Origin of the sequence: Bacillus sp. Hm123 (assembly GCF_051842975.2) — a bacterium.
Taxonomy (GTDB): Bacteria; Bacillota; Bacilli; order Bacillales; family Domibacillaceae; genus Bacillus_CE.
Genome location: NZ_CM200277.1, coordinates 644,026 through 661,858, shown reverse-complemented (window position 1 = coordinate 661,858; position 17,833 = coordinate 644,026). Strand labels below are relative to the sequence as shown.

At 40.6% G+C, this 17,833-nt stretch carries 24 protein-coding genes; 4 read left to right on the top strand and 20 right to left on the bottom strand.

Going from position 1 to position 17,833, the window contains the following annotated elements; translation table 11 throughout:
* Positions 1-114 precede the first annotated feature (114 nt).
* The 5 genes from ACSVDJ_RS03525 to ACSVDJ_RS03505 form a co-directional block, all read right to left on the bottom strand.
* Positions 115-405 (bottom strand): YxcD family protein, encoded by a 291-nt coding sequence (locus ACSVDJ_RS03525; RefSeq protein ID WP_439170097.1) that lies wholly within the window; start codon positions 403-405, stop codon positions 115-117.
* Positions 393-821 (bottom strand): hypothetical protein, encoded by a 429-nt coding sequence (locus ACSVDJ_RS03520; protein WP_439170096.1) that lies wholly within the window; start codon positions 819-821, stop codon positions 393-395. The genes ACSVDJ_RS03525 and ACSVDJ_RS03520 overlap by 13 nt, the downstream gene beginning before the upstream one ends.
* 302 nt (positions 822-1,123) lie before the next feature.
* The gene (locus tag ACSVDJ_RS03515; protein WP_439170095.1) at positions 1,124-1,981 is read right to left on the bottom strand and encodes a protein-glutamine gamma-glutamyltransferase; all 858 of its coding nucleotides are present in this window, start codon (positions 1,979-1,981) and stop codon (positions 1,124-1,126) included.
* A gap of 220 nt (positions 1,982-2,201) precedes the next feature.
* Entirely contained in the window at positions 2,202-3,479 is a 1,278-nt protein-coding gene (locus tag ACSVDJ_RS03510; RefSeq protein ID WP_439170094.1) for an MFS transporter, read from the bottom strand.
* A gap of 109 nt (positions 3,480-3,588) precedes the next feature.
* Positions 3,589-4,914 carry a short-chain fatty acid transporter gene (locus tag ACSVDJ_RS03505; RefSeq protein WP_439170093.1) on the bottom strand — a complete coding sequence of 442 codons (1,326 nt, stop codon included), beginning with the start codon at positions 4,912-4,914 and terminating at the stop codon, positions 3,589-3,591.
* Between the two features lie 214 nt (positions 4,915-5,128).
* Between ACSVDJ_RS03505 and ACSVDJ_RS03500 the strand changes: the two genes are divergently transcribed.
* Complete coding sequence (locus tag ACSVDJ_RS03500; protein WP_170941873.1) at positions 5,129-5,284, top strand: hypothetical protein; 156 nt, start codon at positions 5,129-5,131, stop codon at positions 5,282-5,284.
* 86 nt (positions 5,285-5,370) lie between these two features.
* Here ACSVDJ_RS03500 and ACSVDJ_RS03495 read toward each other — a convergent pair whose 3' ends face one another.
* The 13 genes from ACSVDJ_RS03495 to ACSVDJ_RS03435 form a co-directional block, all read right to left on the bottom strand.
* Entirely contained in the window at positions 5,371-5,910 is a 540-nt protein-coding gene (locus tag ACSVDJ_RS03495) for a hydrolase (protein WP_439170092.1), read from the bottom strand.
* 15 nt (positions 5,911-5,925) lie between these two features.
* Entirely contained in the window at positions 5,926-6,831 is a 906-nt protein-coding gene (gene hprK / locus ACSVDJ_RS03490; protein WP_439170091.1) for an HPr(Ser) kinase/phosphatase, read from the bottom strand.
* Between the two features lie 54 nt (positions 6,832-6,885).
* On the bottom strand, positions 6,886-7,119 hold the full coding sequence (locus tag ACSVDJ_RS03485; protein WP_439170090.1) for a hypothetical protein: 234 nt from the start codon (positions 7,117-7,119) through the stop codon (positions 6,886-6,888).
* A 25-nt stretch (positions 7,120-7,144) separates the two neighbouring features.
* Positions 7,145-7,315 (bottom strand): hypothetical protein, encoded by a 171-nt coding sequence (locus tag ACSVDJ_RS03480; RefSeq protein WP_439170089.1) that lies wholly within the window; start codon positions 7,313-7,315, stop codon positions 7,145-7,147.
* Positions 7,316-7,329: 14 nt separating this feature from the next.
* The gene (locus tag ACSVDJ_RS03475) at positions 7,330-8,436 is read right to left on the bottom strand and encodes a serine hydrolase (protein ID WP_439170252.1); all 1,107 of its coding nucleotides are present in this window, start codon (positions 8,434-8,436) and stop codon (positions 7,330-7,332) included.
* A 105-nt stretch (positions 8,437-8,541) separates the two neighbouring features.
* A complete protein-coding gene (locus ACSVDJ_RS03470) occupies positions 8,542-8,973 on the bottom strand; it encodes a hypothetical protein (protein WP_439170088.1) in 432 nt (143 codons plus the stop codon).
* 38 nt (positions 8,974-9,011) lie between these two features.
* Positions 9,012-9,329, bottom strand: a complete 318-nt coding sequence (locus tag ACSVDJ_RS03465) for a hypothetical protein (protein ID WP_439170087.1) — start codon at positions 9,327-9,329, stop codon at positions 9,012-9,014.
* A 251-nt stretch (positions 9,330-9,580) separates the two neighbouring features.
* Positions 9,581-9,751 carry a hypothetical protein gene (locus ACSVDJ_RS03460; RefSeq protein ID WP_439170086.1) on the bottom strand — a complete coding sequence of 57 codons (171 nt, stop codon included), beginning with the start codon at positions 9,749-9,751 and terminating at the stop codon, positions 9,581-9,583.
* A gap of 491 nt (positions 9,752-10,242) precedes the next feature.
* Positions 10,243-10,413 (bottom strand): hypothetical protein, encoded by a 171-nt coding sequence (locus ACSVDJ_RS03455; protein ID WP_439170085.1) that lies wholly within the window; start codon positions 10,411-10,413, stop codon positions 10,243-10,245.
* A 153-nt stretch (positions 10,414-10,566) separates the two neighbouring features.
* Positions 10,567-10,782, bottom strand: coding sequence for a hypothetical protein (locus ACSVDJ_RS03450; protein WP_439170084.1), 216 nt, complete (start codon positions 10,780-10,782; stop codon positions 10,567-10,569).
* A gap of 82 nt (positions 10,783-10,864) precedes the next feature.
* A complete protein-coding gene (locus tag ACSVDJ_RS03445; protein WP_439170083.1) occupies positions 10,865-11,122 on the bottom strand; it encodes a DUF2533 family protein in 258 nt (85 codons plus the stop codon).
* Positions 11,123-11,245: 123 nt separating this feature from the next.
* Positions 11,246-12,598, bottom strand: a complete 1,353-nt coding sequence (locus ACSVDJ_RS03440; RefSeq protein ID WP_439170082.1) for an IS1096 element passenger TnpR family protein — start codon at positions 12,596-12,598, stop codon at positions 11,246-11,248.
* A gap of 28 nt (positions 12,599-12,626) precedes the next feature.
* Entirely contained in the window at positions 12,627-13,199 is a 573-nt protein-coding gene (locus tag ACSVDJ_RS03435; protein ID WP_518620001.1) for a hypothetical protein, read from the bottom strand.
* A 167-nt stretch (positions 13,200-13,366) separates the two neighbouring features.
* Between ACSVDJ_RS03435 and ACSVDJ_RS03430 the strand changes: the two genes are divergently transcribed.
* From ACSVDJ_RS03430 to ACSVDJ_RS03420, 3 genes are read left to right on the top strand one after another with little or no spacing between them, the layout of a single operon-like run.
* Complete coding sequence (locus ACSVDJ_RS03430) at positions 13,367-13,585, top strand: YuzF family protein (RefSeq protein ID WP_439170079.1); 219 nt, start codon at positions 13,367-13,369, stop codon at positions 13,583-13,585.
* A gap of 11 nt (positions 13,586-13,596) precedes the next feature.
* A complete protein-coding gene (locus ACSVDJ_RS03425) occupies positions 13,597-14,493 on the top strand; it encodes a manganese catalase family protein (protein WP_439170078.1) in 897 nt (298 codons plus the stop codon).
* Positions 14,494-14,531: 38 nt separating this feature from the next.
* On the top strand, positions 14,532-15,947 hold the full coding sequence (locus tag ACSVDJ_RS03420; RefSeq protein ID WP_439170077.1) for a LysM peptidoglycan-binding domain-containing protein: 1,416 nt from the start codon (positions 14,532-14,534) through the stop codon (positions 15,945-15,947).
* Between the two features lie 151 nt (positions 15,948-16,098).
* Here the strand turns inward: ACSVDJ_RS03420 and ACSVDJ_RS03415 are convergent, their stop codons facing one another.
* Entirely contained in the window at positions 16,099-16,221 is a 123-nt protein-coding gene (locus ACSVDJ_RS03415) for a hypothetical protein (protein ID WP_439170076.1), read from the bottom strand.
* A gap of 23 nt (positions 16,222-16,244) precedes the next feature.
* On the bottom strand, positions 16,245-17,816 hold the full coding sequence (locus ACSVDJ_RS03410) for a SagB family peptide dehydrogenase (RefSeq protein WP_439170075.1): 1,572 nt from the start codon (positions 17,814-17,816) through the stop codon (positions 16,245-16,247).
* Positions 17,817-17,833 lie beyond the last annotated feature (17 nt).

The following is a 17,833-nucleotide window of genomic DNA, read 5'->3' as shown; positions in this document are numbered from 1 at the left end:
ATATCCAAAATAAAAACGACTCCCTATTCGACAAAATGCGGGGAGTGACAGGCACCTTCACAAGCCCAAAAAAGGATTCAGCGCACTAACACGCTGAATCCTTTTTCATTTTCTTTATCGCACAAGAGCGATAATTCCTTCGTCATCGTCAAGAACCAATTCAATCCCGGCAGCAAAGGGGTCCATGTTCATCTGTTTATCGAGCCAAAAACGAAGCGCTTCGATCATGTGAACCGTCGCTAAAATTTGCTTCCGGCCTGTCCAATGCGCTTCTGCTGAAAAACCGTAGTCATCATCGTACATTAACTCGATTTCTACTTCTTGAGGCGTGATTTGCTTCTGATGAGCAAGATGCAAACAAAGAGCATTGATGATATCTTGCTCAGAAATTTTTATTTTTGCCATGCTTCATCATCCTTGCGTTTCTTTTTCAAAGTCGTAAAGATTTTGCGAGCAATCATCACAATCGCCACGATCGCCAACATATTAATCATAAAGCCAAGAATTGAACCTAAAATACCAAGATCTCCAAGCAAACTGCCAAGTAGGAAACCGGCTAAACCACCAAGCATCATTCCTTTTAATAGACCGCCCTTATTCGACTTAGTCGCTGTTGACTTTTTCGCTGTTGTCATTGAATCTTGCTTGTCCTTGTCTTTATTAACCGTTGACGTGCTATTGCTATTCGTTGAGTTATAAGATTTTTTACCAGATTTATATTTCTTTGCACTCACAGCATATGTGCTTTGATCCATCACATGTGCAAGCGGAGCGAAACACAAACTGAAAACTAATAAAGATGCCATTATTTTTTTAATCATTTGAAACCCTCCATTTTTTTGATCATCATTTTTGTCACTACTTAGCTGTTCTTTCTATACGCTAAACCTCCTTTTTCCAAATAAAAAGGGCCTACACCAAGTTCGGTATAGGCCGTAAACATATAAAGAGACCTCTACCGTTCTAGGTAAGGTCTTGCTAACAACATTCAAAGTTGCCAACAAAGCCGAGAGCCATATGCTCCGTAATGACGACTTTGCTGTAAAAGCTACTCCCCTTATAAGGAATATTAACGATTTATTAATAGCCTAATGGAATAACAGACAAATGTCAAGGAAGTTACTCATCGACTAACATAACTTCCCCACTTCTGATACACAACATGCTGCAATAGAGCATAACAACCATAAGAAATCGACGCTTGGTTATGCTGAATAATCACATTTTGATACTTCTCTCTCCTATTCATCAACGATAAATTCGCTAAATGTGTAAAAGATGGTCGTACGACTAATTTGGTCAAATAAGCCGATTGCTTAGCCCCCGGCTTTCGCTTTTTGTTCAACTCGGCAATAATTTTCTCTGCCGTCCCGATACCAATTCCATGTCCATAATACGTCCCATCTTCAAGAACAACGGCATTTTCTCCTCTCCACTGAGGCTTATTCGGATCAAACTCCTCATTTTTAAAATAGACGACATCCCCCGGTAAAGCATGCTCCCTCTCCCTAGCTGTCAACCCAAGGTCAGGGTCGGCATGCCAACTGTATAAATGAATCGCTGGAAACCATTGATTAAAAACCGCTTCCCCAATCACCTTTAACACCGCATGATAATACACAATCAGCTTTGCTGTTGCACATTCAAATGCATATTGCGAACTATTTTTGTAAATATCTAAAATCGCATCCGACGGCTTCACATCTGACCGTTGTTGAAAGCCGCCAAAAGGAGTCACATACCAATATTGCGGATTCGCACGTGATGTTTCAAATACAGCAAATCGTACCTTGCTGTCATTTAACGCTCTAGCGCTTTGCATGATGCTTTTTCGCATATTCACTTCAAAGGATAAATCACCGATAGATGGATAGGCATACACAACAAGGGCTTTGCTCATTTCTTCAATAATCTTATGTTCCACACTGCCAGCTGGCCAATGATCCGTTTGCTGAAAGGGCATTCCTGCTACTGTAATCATGTGTTCCCCCCTTTACCCCGCATTAACGGGCTGTAAGACCTCCACCGCGACATGGCAGAAGAAGCGCAGACGTGTAGGTAGGAGATCAACAGCCCGTAAAAGCCCGATTGGTTCAACTAACAATCAGTGAGGGATGAAGAACCCCTCACTGATTGAAGTTTCACTTTACCCCACATTATTACTTACCCTATTCAAAGAGAAGGCTCCACATGCCTACATATTACTTCGCGGGGCTTCTTCTTCCAAAGATCCACTGCCAAAAGGAAGCAGAAGTCGGTCGTTCCGGTTTTTCGTTTTTTCTACCCATTGAAAATCGCAACGGCTCCCAAAACCGTAACGCTACTAACAAACCGCTAATCACGACGGCAGAAAGCGCAAACGTCAACCATGGAATCGATGAGGATGTGCCTAAACGAAGCAACTGCCCACCTGCAAATTTTCCAGCTCCTTCTCCCACGCCGGAAACAAAATTAGTAAGCCCGAAAAATACACCGATCATTTTGGCTGTTCCAAGCCGTGATACGGTCGCATCCATCGTTGGCAAAATCAACATCTCGCCAATAATAAAAATCACTCCGCTAGCTAAGAGCCAATAGAAATTCGTCGAGAAATAAATCGAACCAAGCCCCCCACCGATAAACAAAACACCTAAAGCCAACACATTCATCGGATGCGCTTTTTCAATAAACCACCTTGAAATAGACGTTTGCAAGACAACGACAATGACCGCATTGACCGTCCAAATCAAACTCACCACACTCGAATCTGGCAAAATGTCCTCCGCTCGTAAAGGTAAGCTCAAAGCCAGCTGCGTATACAACGCCCAAATCAAAATGCTCACTAGTGAAAACACGACAAAGGCTTTATTTTTGAAAATCTCCATATACGCTTTCACTGGAACCGTTTCACAAGGCTCCTCGCCACACCCTTTTGGTAGCATGAACAAACTGATCAACCCCGATAATATATAAAGGCCGGTCGCCGTATAAAAAATGAGCGAGAACTCCCCACCCAATATAAAGTAAGTTAATAAACCAGCAATCGCAATCCCAACATTGGCCGCTACCCCTCTTAAAGAAAAGGCTGTCGTCTTATTGTCCTCCTCCGAAGCAATGGCTGCAATTGCGGCTTTCGTGGACGGCGTATTTAAGCCAACACCTAATCCACTCAGTAATCCCATACTCATCAACAACCAAACCGTATCAAAAAGCAGAAAACCAGCGATTGCCGCTCCATTTAGCCATGCACCGACGGCGATCACTCCTCTTCGACCAATCCGATCGGCCAACCATCCACCGAACAAACTACTCAATTGATAAGTAAGAGGAGACATCGCCAAAATTAAACCAATTTCAGCAATCGTCATCCCTTTGTCTACCTTTAGAAAAATCGGCAAAAGTGGCACCACCATATATGTACCAAGATGAGTCAGCAATACCCCTATGAGCAAGACTTTCATATGGAAGCCACTTTCCTTCCAACCACCGAACAAGGCCATGCTCCCACCTCCCTTTCACTTAGCATTTGCAATTCCTCGTGAAAGATGTAAAGGAGAGGAGTGAAGTCATGAAAAAGAAGTGCTCCATTAAAGAGAAGCACTTCACATCTTAAAACAAAAACAACCCTAAAGAAATAATCGCTCCGCTAACAAATAACAGAATGAGACAGAAGCCCATAATGTCTTTTGCTTTTAATCCCGCAATCGCCAATGCCGGCAATGCCCAAAATGGCTGAATCATATTCGTCCAAGCATCTCCCCATGCCACAGCCATCGCTGTTTTTGCGATCGATACGTCCAAACTTTGGGCTGCCTCTAGCATTACTGGTGCCTGAACCGCCCATTGACCTCCACCCGAAGGAACGAAAAAGTTCACAAGACCGGCACTCCAAAAGACGAATACAGGGAACGTGCTTTCCGTTGAAATTGAAACGAAAGCTTCAGATAACACTGTCGCTAACCCTGAGGAGACCATAATTCCCATCAAACCTGCATAAAACGGGAATTGAATAATAATCCCGCTCGCTCCTTTCACCGCATTTCCGACCGCTTCTAAAAAACGTTTCGGTGTGCCATGAAGCAAAATCCCAAGGAATAAAAAGATGAAATTGACGATATCTAAATTCAAATTCCAGCCATTATTCACAAAATAAAAGGCTAAAAATGCTAGTCCTAGAAAACCAGTCACCAGCGAGACGATCCGACTGTTTTCTAATCGATCGGCTGGCGTTAACTCTGCCGCTTCAACGGTTGCTGCCTGAAAAGAATCCACATCCTCTAGTAAAGAGCGATCAATCGTCACCGTTTGATCCTTTGTCGGCATCATCAAGCGATTAACGAGCGGAATCGTCACAAACAGAGCGGCAACGATCACTAAATTATACGTTGAAAATACCGTTTCACTCGTTGGCACAATGCCGATGATATTTTCGGAAAAATGCTCCGGTGTCGCAATCGTCAATGGGACTGAACCAGATAATCCACCATGCCAGACAAGAAATCCGCTATATGCACTAGCAATTAACAGGCGATAATCCACTCCATCCACTTTTTTCGCTAACTCTCTCGCAAATAACGCCCCAATGACCAAACCGAATCCCCAGTTGATCCAGCACGCTAAAAGTGAAATGACAGAAACAAGAACAATTGCCTGCCCTGGAGACTTCGGAATCGAAGCTAACTTCCCCAACACTTTCTTGAAAAGTGGACTGCTCGCCAGCGCATGACCGGTGATCAGCACGAGCACCATCTGCATTGCGAACGCCAGCAACCCCCAAAAACCGCCACCCCAGTACTCCACTACTTGAATCGGAGTACTATCAGTCAAAATCAATGATAGACCAGCAACAAAAAAGGTAAGAATAATAACAAATAAGAACGGGTCTGGCAAATACCTTTGCATTAACTTGTTGGATAACGAAATAATCCCCTTCAACTTTTTCTCCTCCCCACTTCCATAAATACATAATTTTCTAACTTTTTATACATATTCCAGCTTTTCTTCTCATCTCCTCTTTCTTTTCATAGACATATACTGACAAATTCATACAATCCCCCAAAAAATACGTATGGACACTTCTGCGTCTATGAGAATATTTTTTCGAAAGAGAAGAAAACTAAAAAGGAGAAATAGAAAGGAGCGATCAATCATGGGACGCGGAAAAGGCTTTAACCATAAAGAAAAGGGTAATCCGGGAAACTACACAAATAAGATTGCCAAAGGGGCGAAGGAACAGAAAGATCTAGTTGAACCAATTGATGATATTGCCACATATGAAGCATTTAAAAATCGAACGAATGAATAAAAAAACTCATCTATCATTATCGAAATAAAAAAGGTTGTTCTATCAGCCCAAACATCGACTGATAGAACAACCTCAAGCTCAAACATTTACTTAACCACTTTCAATATTTCCTTAAATTCAGCTGTATCCGCTGATTGTAGCAGTTCGTATAACGCCATTTCCACGCTTGTCGGCAAAATGCCAAGCGCTTTCATTTTTTCAAGACCGATTTGTTTATTCGCTAACGTCCGGGAAGACACCGCATCGGCGACGATTTGTACCTCATAACCTGCTTCCTTCAACTCCGCGCTCGTTTGGTACACACAAATATGCGTCTCAATACCGCCAACTAATATTTGCTTACGCCCCGTCGCTTCCACCGCTTGCTTAAACTGTTCATTTTTCCAGCCGCTAAATGTCATTTTGCTAATCGGCTCAAGCCCTGATAACTCGTCCGCAAGCTCTTCTACCGTCGCTCCTAACCCTTCTGGATACTGCTCAAGCCAAATGATCGGGACGTTTAACATTTGCATCCCTTTAATCAGCTTTTGTAGCTGCTGGATCATTGTTCCGCTCTCATGAACAACACGAGCGAGCTTCCCTTGGACATCGACTAATACAAACACCGTTTCATCTTTGTTCAACATCTGATTCACTCCCTTTTAAGAATCTAATCGCTTCATAAATTCTTCCGCGGCACTGTATCCTTGCTGCCTTAAATACCAATTATTCGCCGCCGCTTCAATTAACCCTGCCACATCCCGACCTGGCTGAAGCTGAATTTGAATGTGCGGAATCTTCACACCCATATAATCCGTGAACTTCTCTTCAACTTCTAACTCATTGTTCAACGAGTTAGTTTCCCATTTCGTTAATTCAATATCGAGCGCAACCCGTGTTTCATCCTGGAACGCCTTCCTTCCATACAAACGCACAACATTTAATAAACCGATGCTTCTTAAAGCAAGGAATTCCTTATTCGTTTCATTATGAGTCCCAAGCAATGTTCGCGGACTAAGCTTCCGCAACACAACAATATCATCCGCCACCAACCGATGGCCGCGACCAATTAACGTATGAGCCGTCTCACTTTTGCCAACTCCCGATTTCCCCCGCAGTAAAATACCGATCCCAGAAACATTGACACAAACACCATGTATCGCTGTTTCTGGAGCGAGCATTTTCAACATATATGTATGAAGCTTCGCAACAAAGACCGTCGTCGGCCCCTCCGTCCGCAATAAAGGAATCCCCGTTTGCGCACAGCATTGCCTTAATTGCGTCAGTTCCTCCTGTTTTCCAGTGACGATTAGACACGGAGGATTATATTTCATAATATTGCCGATCCGTAGCTTCTGCTCTTCCACGCTTAATTGCTGTAAATAATTGAGCTCATCTCGACCAAGAACTTGCACATGCTCCATCGGCAAAAAGTCAAAGTAATCAATAAATTCTAACCCTGGACGAGTTGTCTTTGACTTGATGATCAGACGACTCAAATACTCTCCGCCCGCCACAACCTCCAACGAGAACTGGCGAACAAGCTGCTCCACCTCGATTGTCTTCATGCCACACACTCCTTTAATACCACAAATTATATCAGATTTACAGCAAAATCCCTCTCATTTTTTAACTGCTGATACAATAGCCAATGCAATCCATGCTACAGCCACAGTATGAGCGAAAAATACAAAGTCTGTTAATATGTAACGCCCTACAAAAAATGCTAGCAATCCCATGACAATATAAGATGTCGTACGAATGAATGTCGTTTCCTTTAACTTTAGTAAATACATTACCCCTTCAACAACGCCAACAATAGTGAAGACGAGAACTAACCTTACTAATATATCCAATCTATAACCACCTATCTTTAGAACATTAGGATTCTTTGTCATTTATCTTGTCATGTAATCTAATCATCGCGACTCCGATCAACACCATCCCAGTCAATGTTGCTCTCTCGCCCAATGCCTCCATTCCAAACATCGGCAGCAGTAAATTCACAACAAATATTAATATAGCAATAGAAATAATCATTCTATCTAGCATTTGTCACACCCCTTTTAAAAGTTAGCTAATTCCTGTTGAACACGTTCACGAAACTCATCATCCGTTAAAAATTTGAGCTGAAAACTATTCATACTTAATGAAAGCTTCTTTTGTTCAAATAAATTTAAGTCATTTGCGAAAAAAGCTAGTTCCGCTTGATTCCCTTTTTTATCAGTCGCATACATCGCCATCGTAAGCACAAAAGCAGTCGATCCACCTTTTTGCCCAGCATGTTCGAGCCATTCCTGATTTTTCGGATTGTCCATTAATGATTCCATAACAGGATCTAAATGTTCATAGACGGACTTCTTGAAAAATGTTTTGCTATTGAGCTTTTCCATAATCGCTACATAGTCTGCTGTCGTTGCTCGCGTTAAACGATCCGACCAAACCTTTTGAAAATCCATATCGAGCATTTTCACTAACTGCTTCTTCTCTTCATCCGAAGGCGGCTCGTTTTGCCATTGTTGATGGATGGCAGTAGATCGCTCACGATATTCAGCCATATCCATCTCTTTTAATGCTTGCAACGTTACTTCTTTCGTTAAATTCTTCTCTTTCATAAGCTGTAAAGGAACGAACAATGTACTAACCATCGGGTAAATCGGTTCATGATCTTTCACACCTACTTCTTCAAGAACATGATTGATATTTTCAAGCCCAAGCACTTGGATTAAATAGTCCGTATTGGCATTAGAGCTGTAGGCGATCATTCCCTTTGCCACTTCGCTCAAAGAAACACTATTCATCTCTTTATCTTTTTTTACAGAATCGATCCATGCCTCATGCGCACCACCGTCCGTTTTTGGGACATAATAAGTATCCAAGTCCTTAAATACTACTGGCTGTTGCGGATCAATTCGTCCATCCGCTGCCTGCTTGGCATACTCAATCGCTACAATCGTTTTGACTGTGCTCGCTAACGGAAGCGACTCCTCATCATTGACCTCTATCCACTTTTCCTTATTATGCTTAACAGATAAGGCCACATTTTTACTCTCAGCGTTCTCCTTTAAAAACTCCAAAATATATTCAGGATCATCCTTTTGAAACATCCAAATGCCGACTCCAATTACTAAAATGATAGTAACGACAATCCCAATACCTATCCAAAGTATCATCTTCAACCGTGACACCTCCTAATGATATATACGAATTATCCAGCATTTGGTTTCATAAAAAAAATAAAAACACCTTCCACTCATGGAAAGTGCTCTTAACAAAACTTATAAGCTATCTTGCTTCAGATCGCCAGTTTTTCCTGTGTACGGATTAAAATAAAAATAGGCATCTAGCTGACTTGAATAAAACACATAGACTTGGTCTTCTTGATGTTTTTGATTATGATGAAACCCCATCGTTGTTTGATAATCTTTTTCTAGCATCTCTAAAGCTTCATTCACTTCATATTGAGGCTTTGTAATAAAGAAGTAGCTAGGAATAACCAATAATAACAACACTGACAATACGTTGATCGTGAATCGAGCGGTCTTTCTCTCACTAAAAATAAAAATGATATTGGCTAAAACAGCCACCACATAAAAAGTTGTAACATGAATTGTGCCCATTATATCTGCATATTTCTTCTGGAAAAAATATAAGAGCAGGCATTCGATCATTAATAGTGCAATGATGACAACATTAATTGTTCTTCCCATTCGCCTCTCCCTATAACCAATCAATTAGTCTTCAAGCTTCAAATAATATGATCGATTCGATTAATGACTTTCACATAAATATTCTTTCTCGTCCTTTTCAGTATGATTAGTACTGGTAACAAAAACAATTGAACCATACTTATAGTAACCCCTGCTTTTAAAAAAGAGTTAAACATGAAATAAGCCGTATCTAAACGTAAAAATAGGAAAGAGAAGCCACCTAGAAAAATAGCCGAAACGAAAAAACCTAATTCATAAGGAAACTTTTTCTTGAAAGAATAAATAATAAATTTCACACTGATCGATGCTAAAATTGCATACAGTATAGAGAAAGTAACACTCAAAATAGTTATCATAAAGCTTTTTTGTTCTTTCTAAACAACATATTTAAAAGTATTATAGTAGCTGAGATAATGAAAGATTTTAAAAAATTCTCTGACCAGTTGAACACATCAAACTTCAAATAATCATATGTAACTAAAGATATGAAAAATAAAAATATAACAGATGAAACAATTAGTATTTTCCGAGAATTCAACTTCATCGTATGCCTCCCGTATGTATTTCACCTTATTGTAGTGAATTTATTATTGTAACTACTTCTAAATTATTCCTCAGAAGGTTTTAATATCGTTCTCCTTACTATACCAATCACTGATCCACACGCTAAAATAATCAATGAAATGTAAACAGTATCCAGTTTCCCTTGAAGGATGACAAAAATTAAAATCGATACCAACACTACAAAAGTAATTAATATACTGTCTAACTTTTTCATAGACTCGCCTCCATTTTACTTTGATTGGTCCACACTTTCACTTCTTCATAAAACCCCTTAATACTATATTAGATATAATAATATTCATGAAGTATTTTGAGACTCCCACGGCTAAATCCACAAACTATGAGAGTCTCAAATCTTAAAGCCGGACTTCCTTAGAATAAAAAAAGTTGTAATAAAAATAATTGGAAAAGAAACTACTAAGTATAAAATATCCTTAGGCATGAACATGTTAAAAAAGTAAAAAAATAAAGTTACCCAAATAAATGCAACAACAATCCCTAGTGTTTTTTTCATAGATACTTATACTACCCTCCCTCTATCAGTGTTGATTTCTCGCTGATTTAACATTTCGGGGTATTTTGCACAACGCCCCGAAACGGTTTAATAAGCTATAAGCGAAAGCGCAGGAAAAAATGGGCATCGTTATAGTATCCTAAGCCACATCTTTTGATGAATCTAATTTTATTATTGTAACTACTTCCAAATTATCTCTCAGAAAATTTTAATATCGTTCTCCTCACCATACCCGTCACTGACCCAAACGCTAAAATAATCAATGAAATGTAAACAGTATCTATGCCCCCTTGAAGAATGACAAAAATTAAAACTGATACCAACACTACAAAAGTAATTAATATAAAGTCTAATTTTTTCATAGACTCGCCTCCACTTTACTTTGATTGATCCACACTTCCACTCCTTCATATATTTCACATTTCAAAAACTCCACAATATGCCTTCTGGAACATTCCAATAGCTATCTAAAATATCATTTTTAACTGAGACACCTTTTTAATAATACATACGAATTATCCAGCATTTGGTTTCACAAAAACAAAAAACACCTTCCGCTCTGATTTACCCGCATACATCTGTGCGTCCGCTTGTGCAAACAGCTGAGTCATTTGTTCAAAAAAATGAGGGTGATAAGCAGAGCCAATGGATAACTGGATTGATCGCTCGTTCTGACTATTGTTATACTCATCAATAGCAGATGTTATTTGAGATAGCCCGTGATAAGCCAATCTAAAAAACGACCTTTCCCTGATGAAGCACTTAGGAAAAGGCCGTACCTTCTTCATATATCAAACTCTGCCAACTTTTAACTTACTGCAATTTCTCCACATACTCCCGAACCATATTAGGCGTCACTACTTTACGAGTTGGGATCAAGCGATGATTCGCTAACACATTAATTTTCTCTGTCACTTCATTAATGCGATCAATCGTAAATTCCTTCCCCGCTTTGCACAACTCCACTGCCTCTGCAATATACGCCTCACGCTGCTCGTCTAACAAGGCAAATTCTCTATATAGTTTATTTTGCTTCTCAGCATGTAATATAAGGTCTTTATGTACACTCATGATTGTGCCTCCTAGGATTAGTCTACTTTCTATATTAGCAAGTTCACATGGAAAACTGAAGATGATAAGTTTTTAATTTTCAATCATTTATTCGTGGGACAAAGGAACAGATACCTTGCCTCTCTACTTCCCACAACACTTCTTATATTTTTCCCCACTGCCACAAGGACATTTCTCATTACGACCAACCTTACCCGTATGCATAGGCGTTAATGATTGAGTTCGAAGGTGTTTTCCCATTTCAGCCAGCTCTTGTGGCGTGTATCCTCTGTTTTCCCAAATACGAGTCGTATTGGCAATCATCGTGATCGCATGCGCGTATTCATTCAACTGCTTCATATCTTGGAATTCAAAACGTTGTAAAAACTGCTGAACGGTTAATTGAAAGTCAGACTGGGCCACTTGTAAAGAAAAGACGAGTTCTTCGATTTCCTCGTGAACCATCAATGTACTGCCACCGAAGAAGTCTTTTGCTAACATACGGGCAAACTTGTCTTGCTCCGGTGTATGCTCAATATAAAAATCATCTACGTAACGAAGTAATTCTTCTTTTTCAGGTACGTAAAAAGGTTTTCCTAAAGTTTCTGCTAAAAAACTAGCATAGTCATCAAACAATTCAATAGCATGATGCATTAATGCTCGATCGTGTGCAAATATATCTGCTTCTTCTAGTTGCATAGCATAGTGCGAGTCTTTCAAAACCGCCATAAGCTCCTTTCTTGAAAGAGCTGGTTCATTTTGTCCGTTATATATTTCTAGAAACTTCGAATAATCGATCTGACCATAAAGATTGACACAGGCAATAGCATACTGGTAAATGAGCTCCTTATGAGGCACAGCACCGAGGTCAATGATATCGGAACGACGGTACTTATCGGAAAGGATCATGTAGTTTTTATGATCAATATGGCTCCACTCCGTCTTTTTATATTTCACATACTTTAAACTGTCATTAATATAGTCGGTATCTAGCGGTACATATCGCTGCCGCTCTGCCCAAGCAACTGTTTGTAAAAAGTCCGGATGTGTTTGATCATGATATACCTTTAAAAACTCTTTGTAGCCAGGCGGACCACCTACATCTTCAGGTGGTGCTGTTCCCTCTCCTGCTAGCAAAGTCGGGTATCCGAAATAATAATCATCCACCGTCTGTTCCAACTCCACCTTAATACGCCAATCATCGCCAAAATCATAGCCATATAAGAGAGAACCGTCTCTTTCTAAATACTTGTCTATTTTCATCCGTGACGGTTGCTTAACATTTTTTTCACTTTGAAATGCTTCATTACTTGTAACAAACCATTCATCTATTTCTATGCCAAAAGAATGATACGGCTCTAACTCACTTTGAAAATTAGTCACGTGCTGAATGGTTTCATGCAGTCGATGAAATGTCACACCTGCTGGCAAAACGACGCGCCTCCACACCACTGGTTCAACATCCTCAAATGTTAGTTTGATAATATACGCTTTCATAGGTCACCTTCTCTTTTACTTTTTCCTTCTATACATTAGCTACACGCTCACTCAATACCACCGTCAACTTCTCCTTCGTTTCCTCCGAAGTCACAACACAGCTTGTGGAAAAGAACCTTTTTTTGATGATCAATTCATATCCTGCATTCACTTCTTTATCAAAACCGTAAAATCTGTGATCCATCGTAATCGGCACGAACTGAAATGATTTTATTTTACTCCAAGGAATGAAGCGATTTCCACTTAGTAACCCGCCTTCAACTACCGCAAACATATTCAATAAGTTGTCCGAATGTGTAAACGGCAAGAAAATTAATAGAAAGAAAGACCAATTAAAGCCTTTTATAAATAGCCCTAAAATAAACATAACAAGTACGAATACAAGTACAAATGAATATAAAATAATGCCGCCTTTTTGTTTAGAAAACGTCGGAAGATTGATCGCCTTCTCAGGATATTTTCTTAACGTTTGAAGCTCCTCATCTGTCATTGGAAACATAACATTCTGATTCATCTTCAGTAACACTCGAATAAATTGATAACTATAATAGCCAATCACACTGAAAAATAACATACATAAAAATAATTTCAATTCAATCACCACTTTTCCTAAAATACCATTTCTCTTACCTTATATACGGATGAAATAGGAAGAAGTTTCATCTGAGGGACAAGGGACCCGTCCCCTAGGTTCATTTTTTCATGTATAACCAATCCAGTCCACTCATACCTTTAAATGATTAAGTTTTATCACAGGAGGGTATGAGAATGAATCAACAAACACCGTCATTTGCGAGTCATATTGATCCATATGTATATCAAATGTTTCAAGGGGTTACAGGCACTGAACTAGTTGTTCAAACGACGCAAGGGACAGTTTCTGGAAGGCTGAAAACGGTGATGCCTGATCATATTGTCGTTGAATCGGGTGGGTCTCCTTTTTATATTCGTATTCAACAAATTGTTTGGGTGATTCCAAGGGGATAAGGAGGAATACGATGTTTAAGCGTGAAAATCGATTGTTAATTGCCCTGCCAATTCCAGAGCATGGTGATCCAAATGCTGCCGCAGCTGTTCAAGAGCTGTTAGGTGGGAAGTTCGGAGAGATGTCGACGTTAAATAATTATATGTACCAATCGTTTAACTTCCGCCGCAAAGATAAGCTTAAGCCTTTTTACGACCTTGTTACTAGCATTACTGCTGAGGAGTTCGGACATGTCGAACTTGTTTCTAATACGATTAATCTGTTATCAAGGGGAAATACCTTTTACACAGGAGACCCAGACGCGACCCCTTTACGTATCGGGAAAGATAGTCGCAATACGTATCATTTTATCGCGACCGCTCAAGCTTCTTTAGCTGGCGATTCGATGGGACGGGCTTGGACAGGAGACAATGTGTTTAGTAGTGGAAACTTAGTGTTGGACTTGCTTCACAACTTTTTCTTAGAAGTCGGTGCTCGAACACATAAGATGAGGGTATATGAGATGACGGAGCATGAAACGGCTCGTGAAATGATCGGTTATTTATTAGTTCGCGGCGGAACGCATGTTTTAGCTTATGCGAAAGCTTTAGAGATCGCCACAGGTGTAGACGTGAAGAAGCTGATTCCGATCCCTAATTTATCCAACACGAAATTCGACCATACCCGAAAATTTGAGGAACAAGGATTAGCCAACGTTTTATATACATGGAATGATGTTGGAGATTACAGCGATATTAAACAAATCTGGAAGGGAACGAATCCAGAAAGTGGCCATCCACTTATCGTGAAAGAAGGCGCACCAAAAGGAGCTCCCATTCCTAACTTAGACGACCTTCCAGAAGAGTTCGCTCCTGGCATTGATCGAGATGATTACGTCAAAATCGCCAAACGTTTAATGGAAAATTTGTAGAGGGACGAAGAAGCGATCCCCGAGGAGGTACTCATGATTTGATTATTCATGTAGTAAAAAGAGGAGAAACGTTATGGAATATAAGTAAGCGGTATGGTGTCAATATTGCACAAGTTATTGCCGCAAATGGACTTCCTAATCCTAATCAATTAGTTATTGGCCAGTCGATTATTATTCCGATCGCTGCCCGTCGCCACACGGTTCAGTCGGGAGAATCGTTATGGCAGATTGCACAGAAATATGGCGTGAGCGTTGCGGCAATTGCTCAAGCAAATGGAATGAGCAGCACAGCCATCCTCAACCCAGGAATGGTTTTATTCATTCCACCTCGAACACATACGGTTCAGCGCGGAGAAAACTTACAGCAAATCGCTCAACGTTACGGTATCACAGTACAAGAAATGATAAGAGCCAATCAAATTCAAAATCCTAATCTCATTTCTCAAGGAGCAGTACTCGTCATTCCTTTTCCTAAACCCATCATTGATGTCAACGCCTATACAATTAACGAGGGGGAACAAGGAGGAAAAGAAATTCGTGAGGTGGGGGATGATTTAACGTACGCCTCCCCTTTTGCTTACACGATGAAAGCAGATGGCGGATTAGAGCCTATCGATGACAGTGCGATCCTTCAAGCCGCTCAAGCAAAAAAAGTCGTTCCGTTAATGTGCATCACCAACTTTACGAGCGAAGATCCCGGATCAAAATTGGCTCATACAATCCTTTCAAGTACATTGCTACAAAATCGGTTATTAATTAATATTGAAAATATCATGAAAGAGAAAGGCTATAGAGGATTAAACGTTGATTTTGAGAATGTGTATCCGTCTGATCGTGAACTGTATAATCAATTTTTACAGCGTGCCGTAGATCGTTTGCGTCCACAAGGATATTCTGTTTCAACCGCTGTTGCGCCGAAAACAAGCTCCGAACAAAAAGGACTATTATACGAAGCACATGATTATGCCGCTCAAGGAAAAATTGTTGATTTTATCGTGTTAATGACATATGAATGGGGCTATCGCTTCGGCCCTCCACAGGCGATCTCTCCGCTCAATCAAATGAAGCGGGTCGTTGATTATGCCGTCAAGGTCATTCCAAGAAATAAAATTTTTCTCGGCTTCCAAGTGTACGCTCGCGACTGGCTCCTTCCTCACGTTCAAGGCCAGGAAGCCCAAACATTCGATATGCAGGAAGCGATTCGTCGGGCGGTCAAATACAATGCCGTTATTCAATACGACAAAACATCACAATCCCCATTTTACCGTTATTGGGACGAAAAAGGCCGTCAACACGAAGTATGGTTTGAAGATGCTCGCAGCGCCCAAGCCAAATTCGATTTAGCAACGAATTATAATTTACGTGGAATCAGCTATTGGGTACTCGGCTACCCATTCCCCCAAAACTGGGTGCTGCTTGAAGCGAACTTTAGAATACGGAAATTGCGGACATAGGGACAGGTCCCTTGTCCCACTAACTAAAAGAGGGTGAGCCTCAACGATCATCGTTGGGTCTCACCCCCTTCTCTTCCTATTTATTAGTCCTATGTCTCCGATGCGTCGGTAACCGTATTCTTTTGATAATTTTCATAATCATAAGCTGTATTTAAGATGATATAATCATGAATCGCTTTGACTTTTTCGGTTCCGATTTAGCATCGAGCAAATAGGAATATCCAAAAGAATGTTCAATTAGATTTCCTAGTTCATCCGCATGTTTCTGTGCCACTTACAGGTTTCTCCTCACCTTACTCAGCTTTGCAAGCTCCCCTTTAACCAAGGTCGAGGTCGATAGGGACCGATTGGGATTTCGATTAGGCTAGTTTTTCCTCGTTGATCCATCTTGTATATTTCATCACACAATTTCGCATCAAACCCAAGTAGAGGATGTCCTCCCATCTCCAGGGCTGAGGCGACTAACAGTAATCGTTGCACGAGCATTCCCGCCTCCATTTGTTGAATACGATAGCCTCTGTACCCCAATTCCGATATTAAGTGATCTTTATCTCCTGTTACATGAAAACAAAGCGGCACTTGGAACAAATTCACATTCCCTGCAGACATTCCAGATTGCAAACGGAGTCGATGATCACCGGGTTCTATCTGTCGTAACGTATGATCAGTGCTATCATAATGATAAGCACCATCCGGAATACCTTCCACGTTATTCAAACATACGTACAATGAAACACGAGGCTTTTGCACCTTATGGGCTTCATCCAAATCATTTCGATACGAGTACGCAGATGTTGCTTCCTGTAGCAGGGTGGCCAACTGCGATTGACTCACCTTCCCCAAAATGAAATCCATGTCCGGTGAAAATCGCTTATGACAAACCGCTGCTAGATCATACGATAACCGCTTCATATGAGGGAGAGTTATCTCTTGATTCACACGATTCAATTTTTCCTCTGCCTTTATTTGCCGAAACGATTGAGTTGATTTTAGTATAAACGCTTCATTCATCTTCGTTAACATCGGAAACGTTTTGATTCGCTCTGATCGGATGTAATGATTACTTTGAATAGCTTCCAACTCTCGACACAGTTCAACGGCAGAAACAAGTTCATTTCTGCCACCTCTGCTAGTCAACCAAATCATAGGTTCCACTGTTAGCGGGATAACTGCATATACACTTTCCTCTTCTCCATTTAGTCCGAGTAGATGGTTGATCGCCCGATCGAGATACTGGAAGTACACCCCCGAAGCAAAACCAAACCGTTTGGCTACTTCCAGTAATTGTCCAATCAGTACACCAGCATCCAGCCCTTGCAGGCGGTAGGAAAAGTTATTGTATTTATAAAAGTTTTTCCAAAACATTGTCGACACAAACACCGTACCAAAACAAGCTGACACATCACAGCGGTTGCCAAGAGACTTAGCGATATATGAATCAAAATTGCCTTTCCTCAACAATATCAAGCGATGGTGTGCCACATCATAATGGTACACTCCATTAGGTAAATCCTCCATCTTTAGATACACGTACAATTCGTTTGGATATAACGCCCCACCAGAAGGAACAAATCGCCTGTACGACTGCATGAGTTCCGTTTCTTGATTTGTGATAGGAAAGACTGACTGAGAAATTTGAGTCAGGCCGAATACATACCAGAGAAAATGACTGATTTTCCGAATGTTAGGCTTTCTTGGTGCTTCCCATTCTTCAAGCGTAAGCGGTACTTCCAGAGATAATGGAAAGACAGGCAACCCACGGTAGAGTTTATATGGAAGCGGTGCATCTTCCCAATCCACTTTCCAGTCCGTTGAGCTTACTTTGTCAACGTCAAAATGTAGATTATGCAGAAATGTCTCTAGATCCATCCTCCTACCCTCCTCGT

Excerpts from the sequence above, each read along its gene's own strand:
- ACSVDJ_RS03510 (WP_439170094.1), bottom strand. The coding sequence starts at position 3,479 with ATGGCCTTGTTCGGTGGTTGGAAGGAAAGTGGCTTCCATATGAAAGTC.
- ACSVDJ_RS03525 (WP_439170097.1), bottom strand. The coding sequence starts at position 405 with ATGGCAAAAATAAAAATTTCTGAGCAAGATATCATCAATGCTCTTTGT.
- ACSVDJ_RS03425 (WP_439170078.1), top strand. The coding sequence starts at position 13,597 with ATGTTTAAGCGTGAAAATCGATTGTTAATTGCCCTGCCAATTCCAGAG.
- ACSVDJ_RS03465 (WP_439170087.1), bottom strand. The coding sequence starts at position 9,329 with ATGATAACTATTTTGAGTGTTACTTTCTCTATACTGTATGCAATTTTA.
- ACSVDJ_RS03440 (WP_439170082.1), bottom strand. The coding sequence starts at position 12,598 with ATGAAAGCGTATATTATCAAACTAACATTTGAGGATGTTGAACCAGTG.
- ACSVDJ_RS03500 (WP_170941873.1), top strand. The coding sequence starts at position 5,129 with ATGGGACGCGGAAAAGGCTTTAACCATAAAGAAAAGGGTAATCCGGGA.
- ACSVDJ_RS03460 (WP_439170086.1), bottom strand. The coding sequence starts at position 9,751 with ATGAAAAAGTTAGACAGTATATTAATTACTTTTGTAGTGTTGGTATCG.
- ACSVDJ_RS03480 (WP_439170089.1), bottom strand. The coding sequence starts at position 7,315 with ATGCTAGATAGAATGATTATTTCTATTGCTATATTAATATTTGTTGTG.
- ACSVDJ_RS03410 (WP_439170075.1), bottom strand. The coding sequence starts at position 17,816 with ATGGATCTAGAGACATTTCTGCATAATCTACATTTTGACGTTGACAAA.
- ACSVDJ_RS03445 (WP_439170083.1), bottom strand. The coding sequence starts at position 11,122 with ATGAGTGTACATAAAGACCTTATATTACATGCTGAGAAGCAAAATAAA.
- ACSVDJ_RS03475 (WP_439170252.1), bottom strand. The coding sequence starts at position 8,436 with ATGATACTTTGGATAGGTATTGGGATTGTCGTTACTATCATTTTAGTA.
- ACSVDJ_RS03430 (WP_439170079.1), top strand. The coding sequence starts at position 13,367 with ATGAATCAACAAACACCGTCATTTGCGAGTCATATTGATCCATATGTA.
- ACSVDJ_RS03495 (WP_439170092.1), bottom strand. The coding sequence starts at position 5,910 with ATGTTGAACAAAGATGAAACGGTGTTTGTATTAGTCGATGTCCAAGGG.
- hprK (WP_439170091.1), bottom strand. The coding sequence starts at position 6,831 with ATGAAGACAATCGAGGTGGAGCAGCTTGTTCGCCAGTTCTCGTTGGAG.
- ACSVDJ_RS03470 (WP_439170088.1), bottom strand. The coding sequence starts at position 8,973 with ATGGGAAGAACAATTAATGTTGTCATCATTGCACTATTAATGATCGAA.
- ACSVDJ_RS03455 (WP_439170085.1), bottom strand. The coding sequence starts at position 10,413 with ATGAAAAAATTAGACTTTATATTAATTACTTTTGTAGTGTTGGTATCA.
- ACSVDJ_RS03520 (WP_439170096.1), bottom strand. The coding sequence starts at position 821 with ATGATTAAAAAAATAATGGCATCTTTATTAGTTTTCAGTTTGTGTTTC.
- ACSVDJ_RS03515 (WP_439170095.1), bottom strand. The coding sequence starts at position 1,981 with ATGATTACAGTAGCAGGAATGCCCTTTCAGCAAACGGATCATTGGCCA.